General features: G+C 33.7%; 22 protein-coding genes and 1 other annotated feature. Of the genes, 15 read left to right on the top strand and 7 right to left on the bottom strand.

Features of this window, described 5'->3' with window-relative positions; translation table 11 throughout:
- Positions 1-8: 8 nt before the first annotated feature.
- The 5 genes from rsfS (at position 9) to rpmF (ending at position 3123) form a co-directional block, all read left to right on the top strand.
- Positions 9-365 (top strand): ribosome silencing factor, encoded by a 357-nt coding sequence (gene rsfS / locus AC1RPU_RS03245; RefSeq protein ID WP_481761206.1) that lies wholly within the window; start codon positions 9-11, stop codon positions 363-365.
- Positions 365-1105 (top strand): class I SAM-dependent methyltransferase, encoded by a 741-nt coding sequence (locus AC1RPU_RS03240; RefSeq protein ID WP_481761207.1) that lies wholly within the window; start codon positions 365-367, stop codon positions 1103-1105. Before rsfS ends, AC1RPU_RS03240 begins: the two co-directional genes overlap by 1 nt.
- An 11-nt stretch (positions 1106-1116) precedes the next feature.
- The gene (locus tag AC1RPU_RS03235) at positions 1117-2259 is read left to right on the top strand and encodes a nucleotidyltransferase (RefSeq protein ID WP_481762405.1); all 1143 of its coding nucleotides are present in this window, start codon (positions 1117-1119) and stop codon (positions 2257-2259) included.
- An 80-nt stretch (positions 2260-2339) separates the two neighbouring features.
- A complete protein-coding gene (locus AC1RPU_RS03230; protein ID WP_409022679.1) occupies positions 2340-2888 on the top strand; it encodes a YceD family protein in 549 nt (182 codons plus the stop codon).
- A 55-nt stretch (positions 2889-2943) separates the two neighbouring features.
- Positions 2944-3123 carry a 50S ribosomal protein L32 gene (rpmF, locus tag AC1RPU_RS03225; RefSeq protein WP_057973392.1) on the top strand — a complete coding sequence of 60 codons (180 nt, stop codon included), beginning with the start codon at positions 2944-2946 and terminating at the stop codon, positions 3121-3123.
- A gap of 79 nt (positions 3124-3202) precedes the next feature.
- Here the strand turns inward: rpmF and AC1RPU_RS03220 are convergent, their stop codons facing one another.
- Positions 3203-3706, bottom strand: a complete 504-nt coding sequence (locus AC1RPU_RS03220) for a hypothetical protein (RefSeq protein ID WP_481761209.1) — start codon at positions 3704-3706, stop codon at positions 3203-3205.
- A gap of 184 nt (positions 3707-3890) precedes the next feature.
- On the opposite strand from AC1RPU_RS03220, the gene gndA reads away from it, so the two are divergent.
- Positions 3891-5312 carry an NADP-dependent phosphogluconate dehydrogenase gene (gene gndA, locus AC1RPU_RS03215; protein WP_481761210.1) on the top strand — a complete coding sequence of 474 codons (1422 nt, stop codon included), beginning with the start codon at positions 3891-3893 and terminating at the stop codon, positions 5310-5312.
- A 258-nt stretch (positions 5313-5570) separates the two neighbouring features.
- On the opposite strand, the gene AC1RPU_RS03210 is transcribed toward gndA, so the two are convergent.
- From AC1RPU_RS03210 to AC1RPU_RS03195, 4 genes are all read right to left on the bottom strand, one after another.
- Positions 5571-6137, bottom strand: coding sequence for a hypothetical protein (locus tag AC1RPU_RS03210; protein ID WP_481761211.1), 567 nt, complete (start codon positions 6135-6137; stop codon positions 5571-5573).
- 91 nt (positions 6138-6228) lie between these two features.
- A complete protein-coding gene (locus tag AC1RPU_RS03205) occupies positions 6229-7080 on the bottom strand; it encodes a DNA/RNA non-specific endonuclease (protein WP_481761212.1) in 852 nt (283 codons plus the stop codon).
- The gene (locus tag AC1RPU_RS03200) at positions 7080-7727 is read right to left on the bottom strand and encodes a sunset domain-containing protein (RefSeq protein WP_481761213.1); all 648 of its coding nucleotides are present in this window, start codon (positions 7725-7727) and stop codon (positions 7080-7082) included. The genes AC1RPU_RS03205 and AC1RPU_RS03200 overlap by 1 nt, the downstream gene beginning before the upstream one ends.
- A gap of 603 nt (positions 7728-8330) precedes the next feature.
- On the bottom strand, positions 8331-8861 hold the full coding sequence (locus tag AC1RPU_RS03195) for a GNAT family N-acetyltransferase (RefSeq protein WP_481761214.1): 531 nt from the start codon (positions 8859-8861) through the stop codon (positions 8331-8333).
- A gap of 156 nt (positions 8862-9017) precedes the next feature.
- Between AC1RPU_RS03195 and AC1RPU_RS03190 the strand changes: the two genes are divergently transcribed.
- The 4 genes from AC1RPU_RS03190 (at position 9018) to AC1RPU_RS03175 (ending at position 12813) form a co-directional block, all read left to right on the top strand.
- Positions 9018-9875, top strand: coding sequence for an aldo/keto reductase (locus AC1RPU_RS03190; RefSeq protein WP_481761215.1), 858 nt, complete (start codon positions 9018-9020; stop codon positions 9873-9875).
- A 313-nt stretch (positions 9876-10188) separates the two neighbouring features.
- Positions 10189-10347: a hypothetical protein gene (locus tag AC1RPU_RS03185; protein WP_481761216.1), complete on the top strand. Its 159-nt coding sequence runs from the start codon at positions 10189-10191 to the stop codon at positions 10345-10347.
- 271 nt (positions 10348-10618) lie between these two features.
- Entirely contained in the window at positions 10619-11305 is a 687-nt protein-coding gene (locus tag AC1RPU_RS03180; protein WP_409022671.1) for a response regulator transcription factor, read from the top strand.
- Between the two features lie 38 nt (positions 11306-11343).
- Entirely contained in the window at positions 11344-12813 is a 1470-nt protein-coding gene (locus AC1RPU_RS03175) for a HAMP domain-containing sensor histidine kinase (protein WP_481761217.1), read from the top strand.
- Positions 12814-12912: 99 nt separating this feature from the next.
- On the opposite strand, the gene yidC is transcribed toward AC1RPU_RS03175, so the two are convergent.
- Complete coding sequence (yidC, locus tag AC1RPU_RS03170; RefSeq protein WP_409022669.1) at positions 12913-13845, bottom strand: membrane protein insertase YidC; 933 nt, start codon at positions 13843-13845, stop codon at positions 12913-12915.
- 87 nt (positions 13846-13932) lie between these two features.
- On the bottom strand, positions 13933-14208 hold the full coding sequence (locus AC1RPU_RS03165; RefSeq protein ID WP_481761218.1) for an acylphosphatase: 276 nt from the start codon (positions 14206-14208) through the stop codon (positions 13933-13935).
- Positions 14209-14342: 134 nt separating this feature from the next.
- Here AC1RPU_RS03165 and AC1RPU_RS03160 point away from each other — a divergent pair, with 134 nt between their 5' ends.
- The 5 genes from AC1RPU_RS03160 (at position 14343) to pheT (ending at position 19996) form a co-directional block, all read left to right on the top strand.
- Positions 14343-15107, top strand: a complete 765-nt coding sequence (locus AC1RPU_RS03160; RefSeq protein ID WP_481761219.1) for a TrmH family RNA methyltransferase — start codon at positions 14343-14345, stop codon at positions 15105-15107.
- Positions 15108-15223: 116 nt separating this feature from the next.
- Entirely contained in the window at positions 15224-15724 is a 501-nt protein-coding gene (locus AC1RPU_RS03155) for an HD domain-containing protein (RefSeq protein ID WP_409022666.1), read from the top strand.
- Positions 15725-15845: 121 nt separating this feature from the next.
- The gene (locus AC1RPU_RS03150; RefSeq protein WP_481761220.1) at positions 15846-16190 is read left to right on the top strand and encodes a winged helix-turn-helix transcriptional regulator; all 345 of its coding nucleotides are present in this window, start codon (positions 15846-15848) and stop codon (positions 16188-16190) included.
- A 43-nt stretch (positions 16191-16233) separates the two neighbouring features.
- Positions 16234-16462 (top strand) — a binding site (T-box leader).
- A 61-nt stretch (positions 16463-16523) separates the two neighbouring features.
- Positions 16524-17570 (top strand): phenylalanine--tRNA ligase subunit alpha, encoded by a 1047-nt coding sequence (pheS, locus tag AC1RPU_RS03145; protein ID WP_409022664.1) that lies wholly within the window; start codon positions 16524-16526, stop codon positions 17568-17570.
- A gap of 5 nt (positions 17571-17575) precedes the next feature.
- Positions 17576-19996 (top strand): phenylalanine--tRNA ligase subunit beta, encoded by a 2421-nt coding sequence (pheT, locus tag AC1RPU_RS03140; RefSeq protein WP_481761221.1) that lies wholly within the window; start codon positions 17576-17578, stop codon positions 19994-19996.
- The last annotated feature ends 24 nt before the right edge of the window (positions 19997-20020 follow it).

Raw genomic sequence — 20020 nt, 5'->3', positions numbered from 1 at the left:
GAGTAATAATGAATAGTATAGAAAAATTAGAAATCGCAGTTAAGGCTGCTGACAGTAAACGTGGCGAAAAGACGGTGGCTATTGATGTCCATGAAATTAGTCTATTAGCTGATTATTTCATGGTGACACAAGCTGACTCAGCTCACCAAGTTAAGGCTATCGTCAAAGAAATTCAAGATCAAGAAGAACTAGCAGGTGTTGAAGTCCGTCGTATTGAAGGACGTAATTCAACTAGTTGGGTTTTATTAGATTTTGGAGATTTAATTGTGCATGTATTTAAAACTGAATCACGTGAATTTTATGATCTTGAAAAATTCTGGTCTGAAGGCGCATCTGTAGATTTATCAGCATGGATTGAAGAATAATGATTTATACCACCTTTTCAAAATTGTATGATCAATTAATGGATCCTGATTTATATGATTCTTGGCAAACATTTGTCGAAACACAAGTTCCTGATAAGAAAACTGAAATTCTTGAATTAGCTTGTGGTGCAGGTCAATTAGCAATTGCTTTAACGCAATCTGGTTATTCAGTCGTTGGTTTAGATTTATCTGAAGAAATGTTATCAATTGCTGACCAACACGCACAGGATGCGAATGTATCCTTGCCTTTAGTACAAGGTGATATGATGAATTTGGAAGAGGCAGAGTTACCACAATTTGATGCGGTAACTTGTTTTGCTGACTCATTTTGTTATTTACCTGACGCTGATGCTGTAGGAAACGTTTTTAAATCAATTCATGGATTACTACAAGAAAATGGTCGATTCATTTTTGATGTTATCTCAACCTATCAAACGGATGAGATTTATCCAGGTTATATGTACAACTATCAGGATGATGATCAAGCTTTTTTGTGGTCAACATTTAAAGATGAAGAGCCACACAGTGTCGTTCATGAATTAACTTTTTTTGTCAAAAATGATACTAACTGTCAATTTGAACGTCTAACTGAGGACCATCATGAACGAACATATTCAGTTAATACGTATACTGAATTGTTAAAAAATGCTGGATTTAAGAATATTAAAATTTCGGCTGATTTTGGCACAAGTCAAGTTGATGATAAAACAACAAGACTATTTTTTGTCTGCGATAAATAGGAGTGAGTTACTTGGACACGACTGGGGTTATTGTTGAATATAATCCGTTTCATAACGGACATTTGTATCAGATTAATCAAATAAAAGAAAAGTATCCTGATACGACGATTATTGCCCTTATGAGCGGACAATTCTTACAGAGAGGTATTCCAGCTGCACTTGATAAAGAGAGCCGTACGGAGCAAGCATTGCAATCTGGTGTTGATTTAATAGTTGAGTTACCCGTTGCATTTTCTGTTCAACCGGCTGATTTGTTTGCTCAAGGTGCCATTAAATTATTGGCCGGATTAAAGATAACCAGACTTGTTTTTGGTGCTGAACATCCTGATTTGGATTTTATGACTATCGCAACTGAAATTCAAACGTTAGATAGTGAGTTTAATCAGTTTAATGAAACGTATGCCACACAATATCAACGAGCTGTTTTTGAAAAAACAGGTGTTCAAATTAATCGGCCTAATGATTTGTTAGGTTTAGCTTATGCTGAAGCCTGCATAGCCGAAAAAGCCGAAATCCAGTTATGTCCGATTCAACGTATAGAGGCTGATTACCATGAAACAAAATTTGTTGATACTCAAAAAATTACAAGTGCAACAGCAATTAGATTAGCAGTTCAACATCAAGAATCGATTGTAGAAGTTGTTCCTAATCAAACTCGACTTGATTCAGAAAATGAAAGATGGGCCGATTGGACAGATTTTTGGCCATATCTTCGATATCAGTTGAGTCTATCAACACCAGGTCAATTATCGTCGATTTATGGCATGTCTGAGGGTATTGAGTATCGTTTGTTGCAGCAGTACGAAAAGTTGCCTGACGAGGCTAATTTTGATGATTGGGTCCAAGCCGTTAAGTCGAAACGAGTAACTTATACAAAAATCTCAAGACTAGCAACTTATATTTTGTTACAAATAAAGCAAAATGAAATTGACAAACAATATAAGCAGCCTTATTATCATGTCTTAGGGTTCTCAAAAAAAGGTCAAACGCTGCTTAATCATTTAAAAAAGGAAGTGCCATATCCTATAATAACAAAAATTAGTAAAAAGGATAAAGAGGGACTTTACCAATTAGATTATCGAGCAGGAATTATTTATGGGCTAGTTAGTCATAAAAAATCGGATCTTTTTAGAAGACCTAAACAAATTAATTAACATACTGTCAAGGATATACCATTGACAATGTTTTTAATCACAGGTATAATCATAAGCGTTGCATTAGGAGGCATATTTGCATGAAATGGTCCTTAGTTGAGTTAAAAAAACAAAGTGATGAACCACTTCAAGTTGACGAAATGTTAAACCTTTCCGAAGGATTAATGCTGCGCAACAAAACAATTACAGCTGTTTCAGAAGTCCATGTTACGGGCATTCTGTCAGCAGATCATCAAGATGTCATTGGTCATTTTAACGTTAGTTTAACAGTTGAAATGCCATCAACACGATCATTAAAGAGTGTCGATGTCCCATTAAATTTTTCAGTTGATGAATTTTATGTAGGCTATCGCGATAAAGCACTTGAACGGTTTGATAAAAATGATGTTGTAATTATTTTGGAAGAAGATATGCTCAATTTGAATTCTGTGATAGAGGATAATGTGTTATTACAGATTCCGATGCAGATACTGACTGATGATGAGAGAAAAGCAGAAGATTTACCAACCGGAGACGACTGGGAAGTTCTTACTGAAGATAAACTCGTACAGGTTAGAAAAGAAAAAGTTGATCCTCGATTTGCCTCATTACAAAATTTTTTTGATAATGATGGTTCTGAAGAGGAATAAACATAACAATACTTTTATTAAAAGTTTTGGATAATTTTAAAGGAGGTGTTTGATAATGGCAGTACCAGCACGTAAAACATCAAAAACACGTAAGAGAATGCGTCGTACGCATTACAAGTTAACTGTCCCAGGTATGAGCGCTTGCCCTAACTGTGGCGAATTAAGAAAATCACATTATGTATGTCCTAGCTGTGGTTTTTATGACGGAAAAGAAGTCGTAAAAGTAAACAACTAAATCTACATTAAGTAAAAAGCCTTAACAACCATGGTGTTAAGGCTTTTTCTGTACAAAAAAAATAAGATTCAATTGAATCTTATTTTTTTTCACTAATTTTCAAACTTATAATTTTGAAGTCTGTCTCTGGATCAAAAAATTGAAAAGGTAATTTGGCATGGCTTTCAATATAAGTTACATTTTTAGCCGGTGTTTTAACAGCCTTAAAAGTGGGCGATTTGATAGATTTAATTAAATCTATCAAATCTAGAAGTAATAACTCTGGTTTGTTACTAAGATTAGACCAGCCTGAAAATTCGGAACGATAATTTTTAAAGATTGTTTTTCTTATCGGACTGATGAAAGCATTACTACTGTCATTTTCGTAAGGAATTGACTGAGATGCGATAGTGTGCTGACTTGTGGTACTATAAATTTGAATTCGACTATCTTTTAAATCTAAAAAATCGGCCGTTAATAATTTGTCGTTAACTTGGACAACTAAGTCAAAAGTAGGGATATTGTTAGAAAATTCTGCTTTTGCGCGACTGTATAAAAAAGTATCGATGGCATAATATAATTCTTGTACTTCAACTAATTTCATATTTGAAAGACCTCCTGAAATCAGTATAACAAAAAAAGGTAAAATAGATAGGAATTTTTGATGTCTAGTGTATAATTGACGTTGAAAGTTAAATGGGTTTATTGACAAAGTCGGTAGCTGATACTTTCTTAGATTACATGGTTTTTGATTCACAAAAAATTAAAGAAATGTAGGAGGTATTATAATGGATAAAGCACAAATTGGTGTTATTGGAATGGCTGTTATGGGTAAAAATCTCGCATTGAATGCTGAGAGTCGTGGCCGTACGGTAGCTATTTATAATAGAACGGGAGCTAAAACTGAGCAAGTTATGAAAGACCACTCAGAAAAAAAATTAGTACCCAGCTACTCAATTAAGGATTTTGCAGATTCATTAGAAAAACCTAGAAGAATTATTATCATGGTAAAAGCTGGCAAACCAACTGATGCTGTTATTGCAGAACTATTACCATTCTTAGATAAAGGTGATGTTTTAATTGATGGTGGTAATACTTACTTTGAAGATACAGTACGCCGTAATGCAGAATTAGATAATTCTGGAATTAACTTTATTGGAATGGGCGTTTCAGGTGGCGAAATTGGTGCACTTGAAGGACCATCAATGATGCCAGGTGGCCAAAAAGAGGCATATGACCTTGTTGCACCAATTCTTGAGGAAATGTCTGCTAAAGCTAGCGATGGGACACCATGTGTGACTTATATCGGTCCTAACGGTGCTGGTCATTATGTTAAGATGGTTCATAATGGAATTGAATATGGTGATATGGAATTAATTTCTGAATCATATCATTTGTTAAGAGATTTATTAGGCCTCTCAGTTGATGAAATCGCTGATATCTTCTCTGACTGGAACAAAGGTGAATTGGATAGTTACTTGATCGAAATTACTGCTGATATCTTAACACGTAAAGATGATTTAGGCACTGGTAAACCTATTGTTGATGTTATCCTCGATCGTGCTGGAAATAAAGGTACTGGTAAGTGGTCATCACAGAGTGCACTTGAATTAGGTGTTCCTCAGTCAGTTATTTCTGAATCTGTTTATGCACGTTACATTTCAGCAATGAAAGAAGAACGTGTTGAAGCAAGTAAAGTTTTACCTAAACCAGAAGTTAAATTAGGTGAATTAGATAAAAAAGAATTAATTGAAAAAATTCGTGAAGCATTATACTTTAGTAAAATCATGAGTTATGCACAAGGATTTGAACAATTACGTGTTGCCTCAGAACATTATGAATGGGATTTAAACTTTGGTGATATGGCTAAGATTTGGCGTGCTGGATGTATCATTCGTGCCCGTTTCTTACAAAATATTACTGACGCATTTGACGAAAAAGCTGATTTAAATAACATCTTATTAGATGGTTACTTCAAAGATATTGTTAAAAAATATCAAGAATCAGTTCGAGATATCGTTGGTATTGCTGTTAAAGCTGGTATTCCAGTTCCTGGATTCAGTGCAGCAATTACGTATTACGATCAATACCGTTCAGAAGTTTTACCTGCTAATTTAATTCAAGCACAACGTGATTACTTTGGTGCTCATACGTATGAACGTACTGATAAACCAGGTTCATTCCACTATACTTGGTATACTGAACAATAAAAAAAGTTAATAAATATACTAAAAAAGGCTATCTAACAACGATTTAAAAGTTGTTAGATAGGCCTTTTTTTCTTTTGGTTACGCTTTTGGTTACGTTTGAGTTAAGTATCTAAATATTGTAATAGTTTTGAAGTTACTGTTATATAGATTTGGGTAATCCTTACATTGGAATGACCAAGTAGATCTTCAATGCTGTTAAAGGAGGTACCGACTCCATGTAAAATTAACAAACACAAAATTGTTATCACTCTTTAAAAATTAACGTTGATATCCTAAATTTGGAGAAGTGACTTTTCCAGTAGATTTATTGACGTCAAATTCTACCATGTGTGTTTCAGTATCGAAGACGGATACAATATATTTATTACCTTTATCTAAAGTATCGCTTGATTTAACTTTTGGTTCCCAGTCGCTTGTCTCATTATTGAATGATTTAAAATAGCTTAAAGCAAGTGATTCAGCTTTTGATTGCGTCATCTTAGTTGATGTAGATGAACTTGTAGATTTTTCAGTGGTAGTAACGTTATTTTTCTCAGCCTCAATACTAGAAGAGCTTGCGGCAATAGAACTTTCAGCTGCGGTAATTGAAGAACTTGCAGCTGAGATGCTAGATGCTTGAGCAGATGATTCTGATGATGCTTTACTTTCGGAAGTTGCTTTTTTTATGGACTCTTTCTTACTTGATTCCTTTTTAGCTTTTATAATACTAGATGATGCAGCCTCAGAAGATGAAGAATCCTTACTTGTATTCTTGCTATTCCCACATGCAGTTAGTGAAAGTAGTGTGATGGCAGTAATCCCGACTATTGTTATTTTTTTATTCATAACACAAATTCCTCCAAATATTTTTATAGTAAAAAGCGAGCAGTGGGAATTGAACCCACTCGAAGTATCTATACGCCCGTTATCTATTTGTTTAATTTAGTGTACTAGTACCATCCCTATAATTAAGAGTAACACCGGCCTCTACATTAAAAATGTAAGTATTGAATTTAATTGAGGAGCTACCAATAGATTGAGCTTCCATTTGTACGCCACGAGCAAGAAGTTCATCTCCTCTGAATATTGGAGTAACGCGGTATCTAATATAGTTATTAGGATGTTCTTTAAGGTAAGTAGCTATATCCATTTCATGGGCAAGCATTTCAGGTGCATTCAGTTCACGAGTACCCGTAATTAAATTCTTTGGATTATTGTTCTGACCTGATAATTGATAACCAATTAAATGGCTACGATTATATAACCATCCGTTACTAATACGTTTATTTTTCCAGCCAGTAGGGTTCCAAGTTAACCCTTCGCGTTTCGCGGTAGGCATTAAAGATTTACTTAACATTGCATTGGCGGTTCCAGCACGATTCAGAGAATCTAGGTTGCTGTACGCTTCCCAAGTACCTTTACTAGTAGATAGGGTGCTTTCGCTGAAAGTAGGAATATTATTATTAACTTCTATTTCAGATTTATCACTATAGTTTAGAGATGATAAATCAAGTGTCTTAGATTTTTTAGTTGTTTCTTTTTTTGAAGAATCTTTACTATCATATTTAGCTAACTTATTTTTTAATTCTTTGATTTCTTTGTTAAGTTTGTCTAATTTCACTTGTTCTTTATCAACTTTATTATTAATTTCTTCTGCTTGCTTTTTGGCAGTATAGTCGTAAGTAACATGTGAATCAGATTTTGCTAAAACGGTAGTCGTGTTACTGATACCAATAAAAGTGAATGATAAAATTAGAACACGTATTAATAAATGATTAGTTGATTTCATTATTTTTTCGCCTTTCTATATCCAGCATCTTGAGCGGCTTGTTCTGTTTGGAAAGTAATCGCATTTGATTTACTCATTTTATAACCAGTTTGACCGGGAGTATGGTAAATTTTAGAATTAGTATTACCGATGATGGATCCTCCGCCAGTAGTAACAGAATCTGCGTTAGATGAATCCGTAGATGTAGAATTATTTTCTTTTTGAACGCTGTTAAAATGTTCTTGTTCTTTTTTTGCAGCTAGTCTTTGAGAACTTTCAGATTTAGATTTAGCTTTAGATTCACTTTCTTTTTCAGAAGTGGCTTTAGATTCTTTCTCATTTAATTTTTTACTCAATGATTCAGCTTCAGATTCTTTTGAAGAAACTTCTTTTTTTATAGATTCATATTTTGACTCTGCCTTTTTCTTATCGGCAGAGCCAACTTTTGTTACGGTAGTAAGGGGCGATTGTTTTTTAGTTGGTTCGGCCTGACTAGTCATCCCAATGCCTACAAGTGAAATGATCAGTACAGCAGTAGGGTACCAAACCCGTTTCTTGATTTTAGTGTATATATTTGGATTTTTAGTTTTTGTCATAAATCTTTTAACTGTGTAGTAAATAATAAAATATATTGAAATAAAAAAAATAAGTGCAAATAAAACGTTCATAATACGTGTTCCTCCAAAGATTTTTGTAATGTAAAATAAGCAATAAAAATTGTCTCAGTAATAAAAGTTATGTTGGTAATCTTTTTAAGACAGAAAGCTTGATTGGGCGGAACTAGATTCTTTGACACTAGCATTTCTACTTGAAGAAGGTGCAGTGATACCAATTAGAACGAGTAAAATAAATGAGATTAGGAAACTAAATAATATTAATTTTCTTGCATGATTAGTATCCTTTTTGTTAATTTTTGCGATAATAAATTTAATAACATATACCAAAAATGTGATAAAAGTAGTAATAAATAAGAGAGCGAAAAAGATACTCATGTGGAAAATCCTCCAGAAATAATATTTTTAGTGAAATATTGCGTAATTAGATTATGATGGACATACTCTATATCAATACAATTTTACTATTAAACTTTATAATAGTATATGAAAATAATTATTAGATGAACGTTATGAATATGTCACATTGGGATTAACGTTAAGACGTTAGTTTATGGATATGAAAGAAAAATTAGGCTGAAAAAATCTATTGAATCCCGAAAATATAAAGAATTATTTGTATAAAAATAGAGTGGATTTTCCCACTCTATAAAAAGGCTAATTTTTGGAGTCACTACTGTTTAGAACTAAAATAAAATCGGTTTGGATAGCATCGCCTAAAACAAAATCATGTTGGCTATGTTTTGTTAAGCCTTGTTTTTCATAAAAGGAGAGGGCAGGTTTATTATGTTCCCAAACTCCCAACCAAAGTTGATCTTTTTTAAATTCTTTGGCAACCTCTTTAGATTTTTCAAATAGAAGTTGACCTAATCCCATTTTTTTGTGATTTTTGCGAATGTAAATTCGTTGGATTTCTAAGCCGTTCGGAAAGTCATCTTCAGTTTGTGCGTCGTTAATATTTAATTTTAAATATCCAGTTAACTCATCATTAACATGTACGAAGTAAAAGAATGCATTTGGATCATTTAATTCACTCGTTAATTGTGGTAAAGAATAAGCGGTATCCAAAAAATCTTGTAAATCTTTTGGATCGTTATCTGCAGCGAAAGTATCAGTAAAAGTTTCAATGCTAATCTTTTGTAATATTTCTAAGTCATTAATTGTGCAAAGTGTGATAATAGGTGTCATCGCTTTTTCTCCTTATATGTAATCTAAAATACTTATAGTAATAGTAGCCTAAAGCTGAAAAATAAACAAATATTAAAATAATATAGCATAATCCTTGACTCTGAGTGCACTCCAAGTGTTTAACTTAGTATATTAAATAAAAAGGGAGCGATTTAAATGAATACAGTTACATTAAATAATGGAGTGAAAATGCCACAACTAGGTTTTGGCGTGTATCAAATTCCTTTAGAAGAAACTGCAGAGGCAGTTTATCAAGCGATTAAAGTAGGATATCGATTACTAGATACAGCGATTGCCTATGGAAACGAAGTTGAAACTGGGGAAGCTATCCAAAGAGCGATCACTGAAGGATTAGTGACACGAGAAGAGTTGTTTGTCACAACCAAATTATTTATCCAACATGTTGGTGAAGAAAAGGCGATGAAGGCAATTGATGAATCACTAGAAAGAATGCAGTTAGATTATCTAGACTTATTCTTGATTCACCAACCATACGGTGATGTATATGGTGCTTGGCGCGCTTTAGCTACCGCACAATCTGCTGGGAAAATACGTGCTATTGGGGTGTCTAACTTTGATATCGGAAAATTAATAGAATTCTCTCATATGAATGGTGTGGCTAAAGTTCAAGTTAACCAAATAGAAGTGAACCCATGGAATCAACGTTTAACGGATGAAGCCTATCATGAAAAATTAAGCATTCAAATGGAAGCATGGGCACCTTTTGCTGAAGGCCGGTTAGACTTATTTAAAAATGAAACATTGTCAAAAATTGGTAAACAATACGGTAAATCAGTTGGACAAGTTATTCTAAAATGGTTAATGCAACGTGGTATTGTAGCACTTGCTAAATCTGTGAGACCGGAACGAATGGCAGAAAATATCGACATATTTGATTTTGAATTAACAGTGGAAGACATGGCAACTATTACTGCCTTAGACAAACAAGAATCTGCCTTCTTTGATCATAATGATCCAGAAAGAGTTGAACGGTTCATGGAATTATTGTCATAAATTACCTGAAGTAAAGTTATTTTGCCAATGGTAAATAAAATATAAGTATAAGTATATAACGGAAAAGAAGCATTTGGGATAATTTTATCTATTTGAAGTGGAACCCCCTAAGTTGGAGAAAAATCTAACTTAAGGGGTTTTATTGTGTTCTTAGTTGAAATAAAGGAAAAAACTTTAATAGTTAACCAATGAGGTAGTATGGAATAAGATAATCCGTAACTATTTTTTAAGACGCTAAGGTATAATTTCGATATTCTAATATCCTAACTTAACGGCACACTTAGAAAATATAATGTGGTTTGGTGGAATTATTTTGTCAGAGAATAAAACCTTTTCATATAAGGTTTTTGAAGAAGTTATTTTGAGTATGCTGAATGGAGAAATCCGTGTTAACGTTGTAAAAGAAATTGAAATGGCAAAATTTATAATTGAATTATCGGTTTTACTGATTAAAGCTGCTGGTATCGAATAACTAATTCCAATTTTTAGTTTTCATTTTAATAAAGCGTTAATGATATATTTTTTAAAGTTAACGGTTTGTTATATTAATTTTATTACTCTTTTAGTTAATAATATATTAAAAAAACGGTTAAAAAGTGCTTGAATACCTATATGAGTTGAGCAGTGCAAAGTGTATGCAAGAATATCATTTAATGGTAGAATAAGAAAAGTAAGATATCGGTTAAAAATTGTGTGTATATGGATGAGAAAATAAAATAAAACTAACAGGAGATCATGAAAATATGAGTCGTATTCTAATAATTGAAGATGAAAAAAATTTAGCGCGCTTTGTTGAATTAGAATTACAACATGAAGGATTTGAAACTGAGGTTCATTTTGATGGGCGAACGGGTCTAGAAGCTGCTTTAAATGAAGATTGGGATTCAATTCTACTTGATTTAATGTTACCTGAATTAAATGGTCTTGAGGTTTGTCGCCGTGTACGACAAGTTAAAAATACACCAATCATTATGATGACGGCTCGTGATTCAGTTATTGACCGCGTATCTGGCTTAGACCATGGAGCAGATGATTATATTGTTAAACCATTTGCAATCGAAGAATTATTGGCGCGTTTACGTGCATTGTTACGTCGTATTGATATAGAGGGTGAACAAAATGTTGCAAAACAGACAACTGTCACTTACCGTGATTTAACAATTGAAAAAGAAAATCGTGTTGTTCGTCGTGATGAAGAAGTTATTGAGCTAACCAAACGTGAATATGAACTACTTTTAGCTTTAATGGAAAGTGTTAATGTTGTTTTAGCTAGAGATGTTTTATTAGCTAAAGTTTGGGGATATGAATCAGAAGTTGAAACAAACGTTGTGGATGTTTATATTCGTTACTTACGAAATAAAATAGATCGTAGCGGTGAAGAAAGTTATATTCAAACGGTCAGAGGAACAGGGTACGTAATGAGATCATGAGAAAAAAAATAACCCAGCATCCAAAAGAAGTAAGACGTATGTCACTTAAATGGAAATGGGCATTAGGAACGGCAATAGGTGTTTTACTTATATTTGCCGTTTTTTCTGCGCTTATTTTTCAGAGTTTTAGTGGCGTTTTATTAGATAAAGAAAAAAAAGATGTACAAGATACTTTAAGAACGGTGACGCAACAGTTAAGTCGTGAGAATCAAGACTTAACAATTTCAAGTACTGCACAACATTTAAAACCGATAAATGCAGATTCTCGACCAGATAAAGACGAAAATAACTTGTACTCAAATGCAGTAATTGTTAATTTATCAAGAGAAAATATTGCAGTAGGTGTTTATAATTTGAAGCAACAAGAAGTTTTTGCTTCAAGAAATTTAAACGTACCATTTGTTAAAAAAAATAAAATGACGTTTACTAGCCAAACAATTGATGGCGCAAATGGATATGTTGCTAGAAGAGCTATTTATTCATCTAAAACTGGCAAAAAAATCGGGTATGCACAAGTAACTAATGCTTTAGAAAATTACCATAAAATTAGTAATAAATTAATTCTAATTTTTATTGTTTTAATTATTACGGCAACCTTTGGTAGTGCTATATTAGGGTATATCCTGGCATCTTGGTTACTGAGACCGATTGAAGTAGTGAACGAAACTATTGATATTATTAATGAAGGCGAAACACCAATTGGACATGTACGTGTCCCAGATATGCATAGAAATGATGAGTTATCTGATTTGGCGGACTTGTTCAATAGTATGCTAGATAGGATGGAGCGCTACGTTGATCAACAGCAACAATTTGTTGAAGATGTCTCACATGAGTTAAGAACCCCTGTAGCAATAATTCAAGGTCATATGGAATTATTGAACAGGTGGGGTAAAGATGATCCGGCAGTTCTAGCGGAGTCGATTGAAGCATCTTTGCAAGAAATTAATCGTATGAAGAGTTTAGTTCAAGAAATGCTTGATTTATCAAGAGCTGAACAAGTAGAGATGACATTTAAAAATGAGTTAGTTGATGTCCGATTAGTTGTTTTACAAATTTTCAATGATTTTAAAATGATACATCCCGATTTTACGTTTATTTTAGATGAAGATTTTAATGGAGAAAGTTTGGTAAAAATATCGCATAATCACTTAGAACAAGTTTTAATTATTCTAATGGATAATGCCGTTAAATATTCAGAAACAAGAAAAGAAATTCATATTTCAGCATCAAAAGATATGAAAATGGTTCAAATTGCTATTCAAGATTTTGGTGAAGGAATTTCTAAAGATGACTTAAAAAATGTTTTTAATCGCTTCTATCGCGTTGATAAAGCTAGAAGTCGTGATAAAGGCGGTAATGGTCTTGGATTATCAATCGCACAAAAACTCATTATGGGTTATAAAGGAACATTAGTGGTAGAAAGTGTTGAGAAGCGTGGTTCAATATTCAGAATTTCGTTGCCTCTAGCTACTACTAAACCAACCGAAAAGATAAGAAGAGACTAGTGTTGAAATGCAATACAAAAATTTAGACAGTATAATAAAAAAAGCTTACCATTCTTAGAGCAATTCTAAGAATGGTAAGCTTTTTTTAATGGTTAATCTTTATTTGCGGTTTTGTTTACCAGCATTACGATTACGATTATTTTTTGCTACATTTGAAAGATTATCTTCAACATTATCAATTGTTTGTTCCACTGTTTCTTCAACAGCATCAATTGTTGAACGTTCTCTAACAATTGGTGGGTTCTTAGCAAGTTCAGCTTGAATTTCGCGACGAATCTTAGGACGCATTAACATAATTATAAATGTTTGAACACAAGCGAAGAGGCCACCGATGAAGAAGTAGAGACCAATACCTGCTGGCGCACTCATTGTAACAAAGACCATCATAACTGGACTAGCAATTAACATTGTTTGCATTGTTTTCTTTTGTTCTGGCGGAATGCCAATTGTTGAAATGAATCCTTGACCCAAATACACAATGAAACATAGCACAGTAAAGATAATTGATGGTGTACCTAATTTAATGCTAAAGAAGACAGCATCCTTTAATTCTGAAGAATATAAGATTGCAGCGTATAGCGCAGCAAAAATTGGCATTTGAACTAATAATGGTAGGCAGCCAATTCCGCCAGTCATGCTGACGTTGTTATCTTTATAAAGTGCCATCATTTCTTGACTGATAGCTGCTTTTTCTTCTGAACTTTTAGCATTTTTTTGTCGTTCTTGAATGACTTTTAATTGTGGTTGAATCGAACCCATTTTTTCTTGTTGAACGGTCGCTTTTTTCGATTGATTAATCATCATTGGCATAAGTGCCAAGCGAATGACGATTGAGATAACGATAATTGCTAGACCGTAGTTGTTACCTAGATGAGCGGATAACCAGTCAAGCAATCCCTGAGTTGGTTTTGCTAAATAGTCGTAAACCATCCCAAAAGGATTACCATTCTTGTCTCTGCGGACGCATCCCGATAGGAACAGGACAAGCGCCATGAATATTGGGAGCATTGTTAAACGTTTAATCTTTTTCATTAATATATTTTCCCCTCTTAAAGTGACTATATCGATTACTATACTTTAAATATAGGGGGATTTCAATGGGCTATAAATAAATCGTAATTAGTAAATAACGGTAAAGGCAGTCGGCATATAATTAGTTAAGGAGGTTTCTTTATAATCAGTCACCTTACCGGCTGGTGTAGGTGAATTTTTAACTTTTTGAATAAATTTTTCTAATTGGGTATTATCTGAACTACTTGCTTTAATTGTGACGCTGTCATCAAAATTATTTTGTACTGACCCGTAGATGCCTAGATCATCGGCTAATCTCTTCGTCGTATATCTGAAGCCAACACCCTGCACGCGACCAAAAACAGTTATTTGAATAGCACTCATAATGTAATCCCTCCATATTATAAAGTAGATATAGGCATTTATTGCTTTCATTATAACTGGAAAAGATGATAATGACCAACTAATGCTATTTTAAATATGCTATAATTATTTCCAATAGTAAGAGGGGTACATTTATGGAAAAAATTAATTCAACACAGAATGCTAAGATTAAATACTGGAAAAAATTACAAACTAAAAAAGGTCGTAAAAAGGAAAATAAATACCTTTTAGAAGGCTGGCATTTAGTTAAAGAAGCACTCATGGCAAACACAAAAATTGAATATTTGCTTGTTACTAATGATTTTAGATATTTTGATGAAATAGCCGATACGACAATTGAGCAAGTAGAAATCTCATCTGAAGTTAGTTTATATCTTGCTGACACGAGTACGCCACAAGGTATTTACGCGGTAACTGAGATGGAAGAAAATCAACAATTATCAGTTGACCATTTAACTGGTGGCTGGTTAATGCTAGATGGTGTTCAAGATCCAGGAAATATTGGAACAATGGTTAGAACTGCCGATGCTGCCGGTTTAACAGGTGTCATTTTTGGTGAGGGTAGTGCAGATAGTCATCATCCTAAAGTTTTACGTTCGATGCAGGGAAGCCAATTTCATGTTCAATTAGTGGATGCCGATTTAATGGAAGTTACTACCTTATTCAAAGAAAATAATATTGCTATTTATGGTTCTGAATTAAATGAAGATGCACTTAGTTATCGTGAGATTTCTGCTACAGATAATTTTGGTTTAATTATGGGAAATGAAGGTAACGGGATGCGTAATGACCTGTTAAATGAAACGGATGCTAATTTATATATTCCAATTAAAGGTCGTGCTGAATCGTTAAATGTCGCTATTGCTGCAGGTGTACTAATGTTTCATCTTAAAGCTTAATTATGATATTTGGTGAAATTATTACGATTTACTAAAGATAACTGATTGCGCTTGCAATAGGTGCTCAATCAGTTATGATGGAGATAGGAAAAAATATTTTGGGGGCGTACTAGTATATGAAAAAAGATTCGTATCTTGATGATGAATTATATATGAGTTATGTTGGAGACCTTTTGGCAAAACCAGAAGTTCAAAGATTAAGTGAATATACACAACATCATTTTTCTACTCGATTAGAACATTCAATCTCAGTTTCCTATGACAGTTATCGTATCGCTAAAAGATTACATTTAAATGCAAAAGCAACGGCAAGGGCCGGATTATTACATGATTTATTTTACTACGATTGGCGTACAACTAAATTCGATCGCGGTACACATGCTTGGATTCATCCGCGTATCGCTATTAGAAATGCAGAGAAGTTAACGACATTATCTGATTTAGAAAAAGATATCATCATGAAACATATGTGGGGTGCTACTGTTGCACCACCTAAATATCCAGAGGGATATATTGTAACCATGGTTGATAAATATGAAGCAACAAGTGAAGTTTCATCACCGTTAAAAAATAAATCAAAACATAGCTTTCAGCAATTAATTGCAATTTTAAAATAGTTTTAAAAAGGATAGGCCTACAGGCTTATCCTTTTTGTTTTTTCGAAAACGAACCAATTTGTTTACTTTTTGTTAGTTAATGATAAAATATAGTAATAAAGTAACTGAGGAGGGGTTAATTATGCAAGTTGTTCAAGAAAAAACAAATTATGAAATGTGTCCTAAATTTGAAAAAACTTTTTCAATATTAGGTAAAAAATGGAACGGTTTAATTATTAACGTTTTATTGGATGAAGGACCTCAACGATTTAAAGAATTAGCTCAAAAGGTTGATAAATGCAGTGACCGTGTATTAGTTGAACGTTTAAAAGAACTTGAAGATACTAATATTATCTCAAGAGTCGCCATCGGTGAAACTAGTCGTAGTTTTTATGAGCTTACTGAACAAGGAAAAGACATGAAAAATATGATGGATAGCGTCCATACATGGTCAGAAAAGTGGTATACACTTAAAGATTGCGAGTAAGACTTGACGATAGGCTTTGATACCTTTAAACTATGAATATAGAATAAAGGCTTAGACAGAAAATAGTAGATATTTTTCTTGGATTTAAAGGGATGGTTAGCTAGACTGAAACTAACCAATAAATAAAATATTGAATTCACTTCTAGAGCTGTTAATTAATGTAGGCTAACTTAAATCATGCAATTAACCGGTTAATGGCCGTTATCATTTTGAGTGTTTGGGAATTTGTATTCTCAAAAACAAGGGTGGTACCGCGAGACCTCGTCCCTTTTTAGGACGGGGTCTTTTTGTGTCTAAAATCTATCAAAACAACTAATAAAGGAGTCGATATTAATGGATTTAAAAGAGAAATTACTTGAGTTACAAGAAAAAGGCTTGAAACAAATTCGTGAATCAGAGGATCTAAAACAAATTAATGCTATTCGTGTTAATTTACTTGGAAAAAAAGGACCAATCACAGAAGTTTTAAGAGGTATGAAGGAATTATCAGCCGAAGAACGACCTAAAATTGGTAGCTTTTCTAATACCATTAAAAATGAGTTAGCTGAAGCTATTCGTGTGAAAAATGAAGAACTTGAAATTAAAATGACTGCTAAAAAGTTGGAAAAAGAAAAAATCGATGTAACGCTACCAGGTGCCCAAATTCAATTAGGGCAGCCACATGTTATTATGCAAGTGATTGAAGAATTGGAAGAGCTCTTTTTGGGTATGGGGTATCAAGTTGTTTCAGGTCCAGAAATAGAAGAAGACCATTACAATTTTGAAATGTTGAACTTACCTGCGGATCATCCCGCTCGTGATATGCAAGATACATTTTATATTACAAAAGAATTATTAATGAGAACACAAACATCACCCGTTCAAGCAAGGACAATGGAAACACATGATTTTTCAAAAGGACCATTAAAAATGGTTTCACCTGGTAAAGTTTATCGACGTGATACAGATGATGCAACGCATTCACATCAATTTCACCAGTTCGAAGGGTTAGTAATCGACAAACATATTACGATGGCAGACTTAAAGGGAACGATTGAACTGATTGCTAAAACAATTTTTGGAGAAGAACAAGAAATTCGGTTACGACCAAGTTACTTCCCATTTACGGAACCGTCAGTTGAAGTCGATGTGACCTGTTTTAAATGTGCGGGTAAAGGGTGCTCAATCTGTAAATACACAGGCTGGTTAGAAGTTTTAGGCGCTGGAATGGTACATCCTAATGTATTAAGAATGGCCGGTGTCGACCCTGAAGTATACGGTGGTTTTGCCTTTGGTTTAGGACCAGATCGTTTTGCGATGCTTAAATATAGTATCGACGATATTCGTCATTTTTATTTAAACGATAATCGATTCCTGTCACAATTTACGAAAAGAGGTTAGAGATAATGAAAGTATCTAAAAATTGGTTGAATGAATATTTAACATTAGAAATTGAACCTGAAATTATTGCTGAAAAAATAGCTCGTACAGCCGTTGAAATTGATAGCGTTGAACGTCCTTCTGAAGGACTTAAAAAAATTGTTGTTGGATATGTTGATAGTTTGGTACCACATCCAGACTCTGATCATTTAAATATCTGCCAAGTTGATGTTGGTGAAGGATCTCTTAGTCAAATCGTTTGTGGCGCACCTAATATTGCCGCAGGGCAAAAAGTTATTGTTGCATTACCCAATTCTAGAATTGCTGATAATGTTAAAATCAAACGTGGTAAAATGCGCGGACAAGCTTCTGAAGGTATGATTTGTGCATTACAAGAAATTGGATTTTCAGATAGTGTCGTGCCTAAAGAATTTGTAGAAGGTATCTACGTAATGCCAGAAAATGCAATTCCTGGTGAATCAGTCTTTGATTACTTAGGTATGAATGATGACATTATTGATATTGATGTGACACCAAATCGTGCTGATATGTTAAGTATGCGTGGGGTAGCACATGAACTATCTGCTGACTATGATGTTCCGGCAACATTTAAGCATCCAGAATTGAAAGAAACATCTACTGAAAAAATTGAAGATTACATTTCTTTATCGTTGCCTGATAAAACGTTAGCACCCACATATTCGATGCGCGTGATTAAAGATTTAACAATTAAAGCAAGTCCAATGTGGTTACAAATTCGTCTTTGGAACGCAGGCGTTAGACCTATTAATAATGTCGTTGATGTGACCAATTATATATTGATGGATTATGGTCAACCATTACATGCCTTTGATTATAATAAATTGGGAAGTAAAGATATTTTAGTAAGAACAGCTATTGCTGGCGAAAAGATTACAACACTAGATAGCGAAGAACGTGAATTAAAAGAAAAAGATATTGTGATTACAAATGGTAAAACACCGATTGCTATTGCTGGGACAATGGGTGGCGAATCAACACAAATAACCGACGAAACTGTGACAGTTGCGATTGAATCTGCAGTATTTAACAATTCAATGGTTAGAAAAACAGCACGCACACATGGTATTCATAGTGAAGCCTCAATGCGATTTGAACGTGGTATTAACGTTGAAACAGTACAAGAAGCACTTGATGCAGCAGCAGAGTTAATCGCTAATTTAGGTGATGGAACAGTTGTGTCGGGTACGGCAAGTGCAAGTAAGCTAGAAGCAGAGTCAACTTTTGTTGATACAACGGTGGCACATATTAATGGTGTACTTGGGACTGAATTATCAGAATCTGAAATCACTAAATTATTTAAACAATTAGGATTTACGGTTGTAAATCGCGATGGTACTTTAAATGTTGAAGTTCCTGCAAGACGTTGGGATATTAGTATTGAAGCAGATTTAGTAGAAGAAATCGCGCGTATTTATGGATACGATAATATTCCTTCTACACTACCAACTGGCAAAATGACTCCTGGTAAATATACTTATAAACAAAAAATGATTAAACAGGCGCGTCATATTTTGGAATCAGCTGGGTTATCTGAAGTTATTAGTTATGGATTAACAACGGAAGAAAAAGCTGGTAAATTTATTTTTGAAGAAAAAGATGTTTTTACGACAAATTTAATGTTCCCAATGAGCTCAGAACGAACAACAACAAGAATGAACTTAATCAGCGGGTTATTAGATGATTTAGCGTACAATGAAGCACGAAAATCTGACAATCTTGCTTTCTATGAACAAGGAAGAGTCTTTTTCCGCAGTGAGGGCGAAGAGCGACCTACTGAAATTGAACATATTGCAGGTGCAATGACAGGATTATTTAAACTTGCAAATTGGCAAAATGAAAAACAACCTGTTGATTTCTTCATGATTAAAGGTGTTGTTGAACAATTATTAACACAATTAGAATTAGTTGATGATGTTACTTATGTATCTTCTGAAAGTCATGAAGATATGCATCCAGGACGAACAGCTGATATCTATTTAAAAGATGAATTAATTGGTTTTGTCGGCCAAGTACATCCTAATTCAGCTAAAGAATTTAATTTAAAGGAAACATACGTTTTCGAATTAGATCTTCAAAAATTAGTTGATGCGAAAAAAGCAGACCGATTATTTGCGCCTATTTCTAAATTCCCATCAGTTACTCGTGATGTGGCCCTCCTAGTTGCTAATGATATAGCTAACAGTGAGATTGAAGCGTTAATTAAAAAACAAGGTGGAAAGTCTTTAATTGATGTTCATTTATTTGATCTTTATCAAGGATCTCATATTGAAAATGGCATGAAATCCCTTGCTTATACGTTAACTTATCAAGATATTACAAAAACTTTGGTTGAAGAAGATGTCACAAATGATTTTAACCGTGTTATCGAAGCTTTAAAAGAGACGCTTAGGGCTGATATTCGATAATTTAGGACGCAGCTTAATAATACT

The organism is Dellaglioa sp. CoH-55-MRSF-7, from assembly GCF_056782235.1.
Note: the sequence above shows the minus strand (reverse complement) of the source record. Positions and strands in the feature narration are given on the sequence as shown.

Coding starts and splice junctions, on each gene's coding strand:
- rsfS (WP_481761206.1), top strand. CDS start 9: ATGAATAGTATAGAAAAATTAGAAATCGCAGTTAAGGCTGCTGACAGT.
- AC1RPU_RS03240 (WP_481761207.1), top strand. CDS start 365: ATGATTTATACCACCTTTTCAAAATTGTATGATCAATTAATGGATCCT.
- AC1RPU_RS03230 (WP_409022679.1), top strand. CDS start 2,340: ATGAAATGGTCCTTAGTTGAGTTAAAAAAACAAAGTGATGAACCACTT.
- rpmF (WP_057973392.1), top strand. CDS start 2,944: ATGGCAGTACCAGCACGTAAAACATCAAAAACACGTAAGAGAATGCGT.
- AC1RPU_RS03220 (WP_481761209.1), bottom strand. CDS start 3,706: ATGAAATTAGTTGAAGTACAAGAATTATATTATGCCATCGATACTTTT.
- gndA (WP_481761210.1), top strand. CDS start 3,891: ATGGATAAAGCACAAATTGGTGTTATTGGAATGGCTGTTATGGGTAAA.
- AC1RPU_RS03210 (WP_481761211.1), bottom strand. CDS start 6,137: ATGAATAAAAAAATAACAATAGTCGGGATTACTGCCATCACACTACTT.
- AC1RPU_RS03205 (WP_481761212.1), bottom strand. CDS start 7,080: ATGAAATCAACTAATCATTTATTAATACGTGTTCTAATTTTATCATTC.
- AC1RPU_RS03200 (WP_481761213.1), bottom strand. CDS start 7,727: ATGAACGTTTTATTTGCACTTATTTTTTTTATTTCAATATATTTTATT.
- AC1RPU_RS03195 (WP_481761214.1), bottom strand. CDS start 8,861: ATGACACCTATTATCACACTTTGCACAATTAATGACTTAGAAATATTA.
- AC1RPU_RS03190 (WP_481761215.1), top strand. CDS start 9,018: ATGAATACAGTTACATTAAATAATGGAGTGAAAATGCCACAACTAGGT.
- AC1RPU_RS03180 (WP_409022671.1), top strand. CDS start 10,619: ATGAGTCGTATTCTAATAATTGAAGATGAAAAAAATTTAGCGCGCTTT.
- AC1RPU_RS03175 (WP_481761217.1), top strand. CDS start 11,344: ATGTCACTTAAATGGAAATGGGCATTAGGAACGGCAATAGGTGTTTTA.
- yidC (WP_409022669.1), bottom strand. CDS start 13,845: ATGAAAAAGATTAAACGTTTAACAATGCTCCCAATATTCATGGCGCTT.
- AC1RPU_RS03165 (WP_481761218.1), bottom strand. CDS start 14,208: ATGAGTGCTATTCAAATAACTGTTTTTGGTCGCGTGCAGGGTGTTGGC.
- AC1RPU_RS03160 (WP_481761219.1), top strand. CDS start 14,343: ATGGAAAAAATTAATTCAACACAGAATGCTAAGATTAAATACTGGAAA.
- AC1RPU_RS03155 (WP_409022666.1), top strand. CDS start 15,224: ATGAAAAAAGATTCGTATCTTGATGATGAATTATATATGAGTTATGTT.
- AC1RPU_RS03150 (WP_481761220.1), top strand. CDS start 15,846: ATGCAAGTTGTTCAAGAAAAAACAAATTATGAAATGTGTCCTAAATTT.
- pheS (WP_409022664.1), top strand. CDS start 16,524: ATGGATTTAAAAGAGAAATTACTTGAGTTACAAGAAAAAGGCTTGAAA.
- pheT (WP_481761221.1), top strand. CDS start 17,576: ATGAAAGTATCTAAAAATTGGTTGAATGAATATTTAACATTAGAAATT.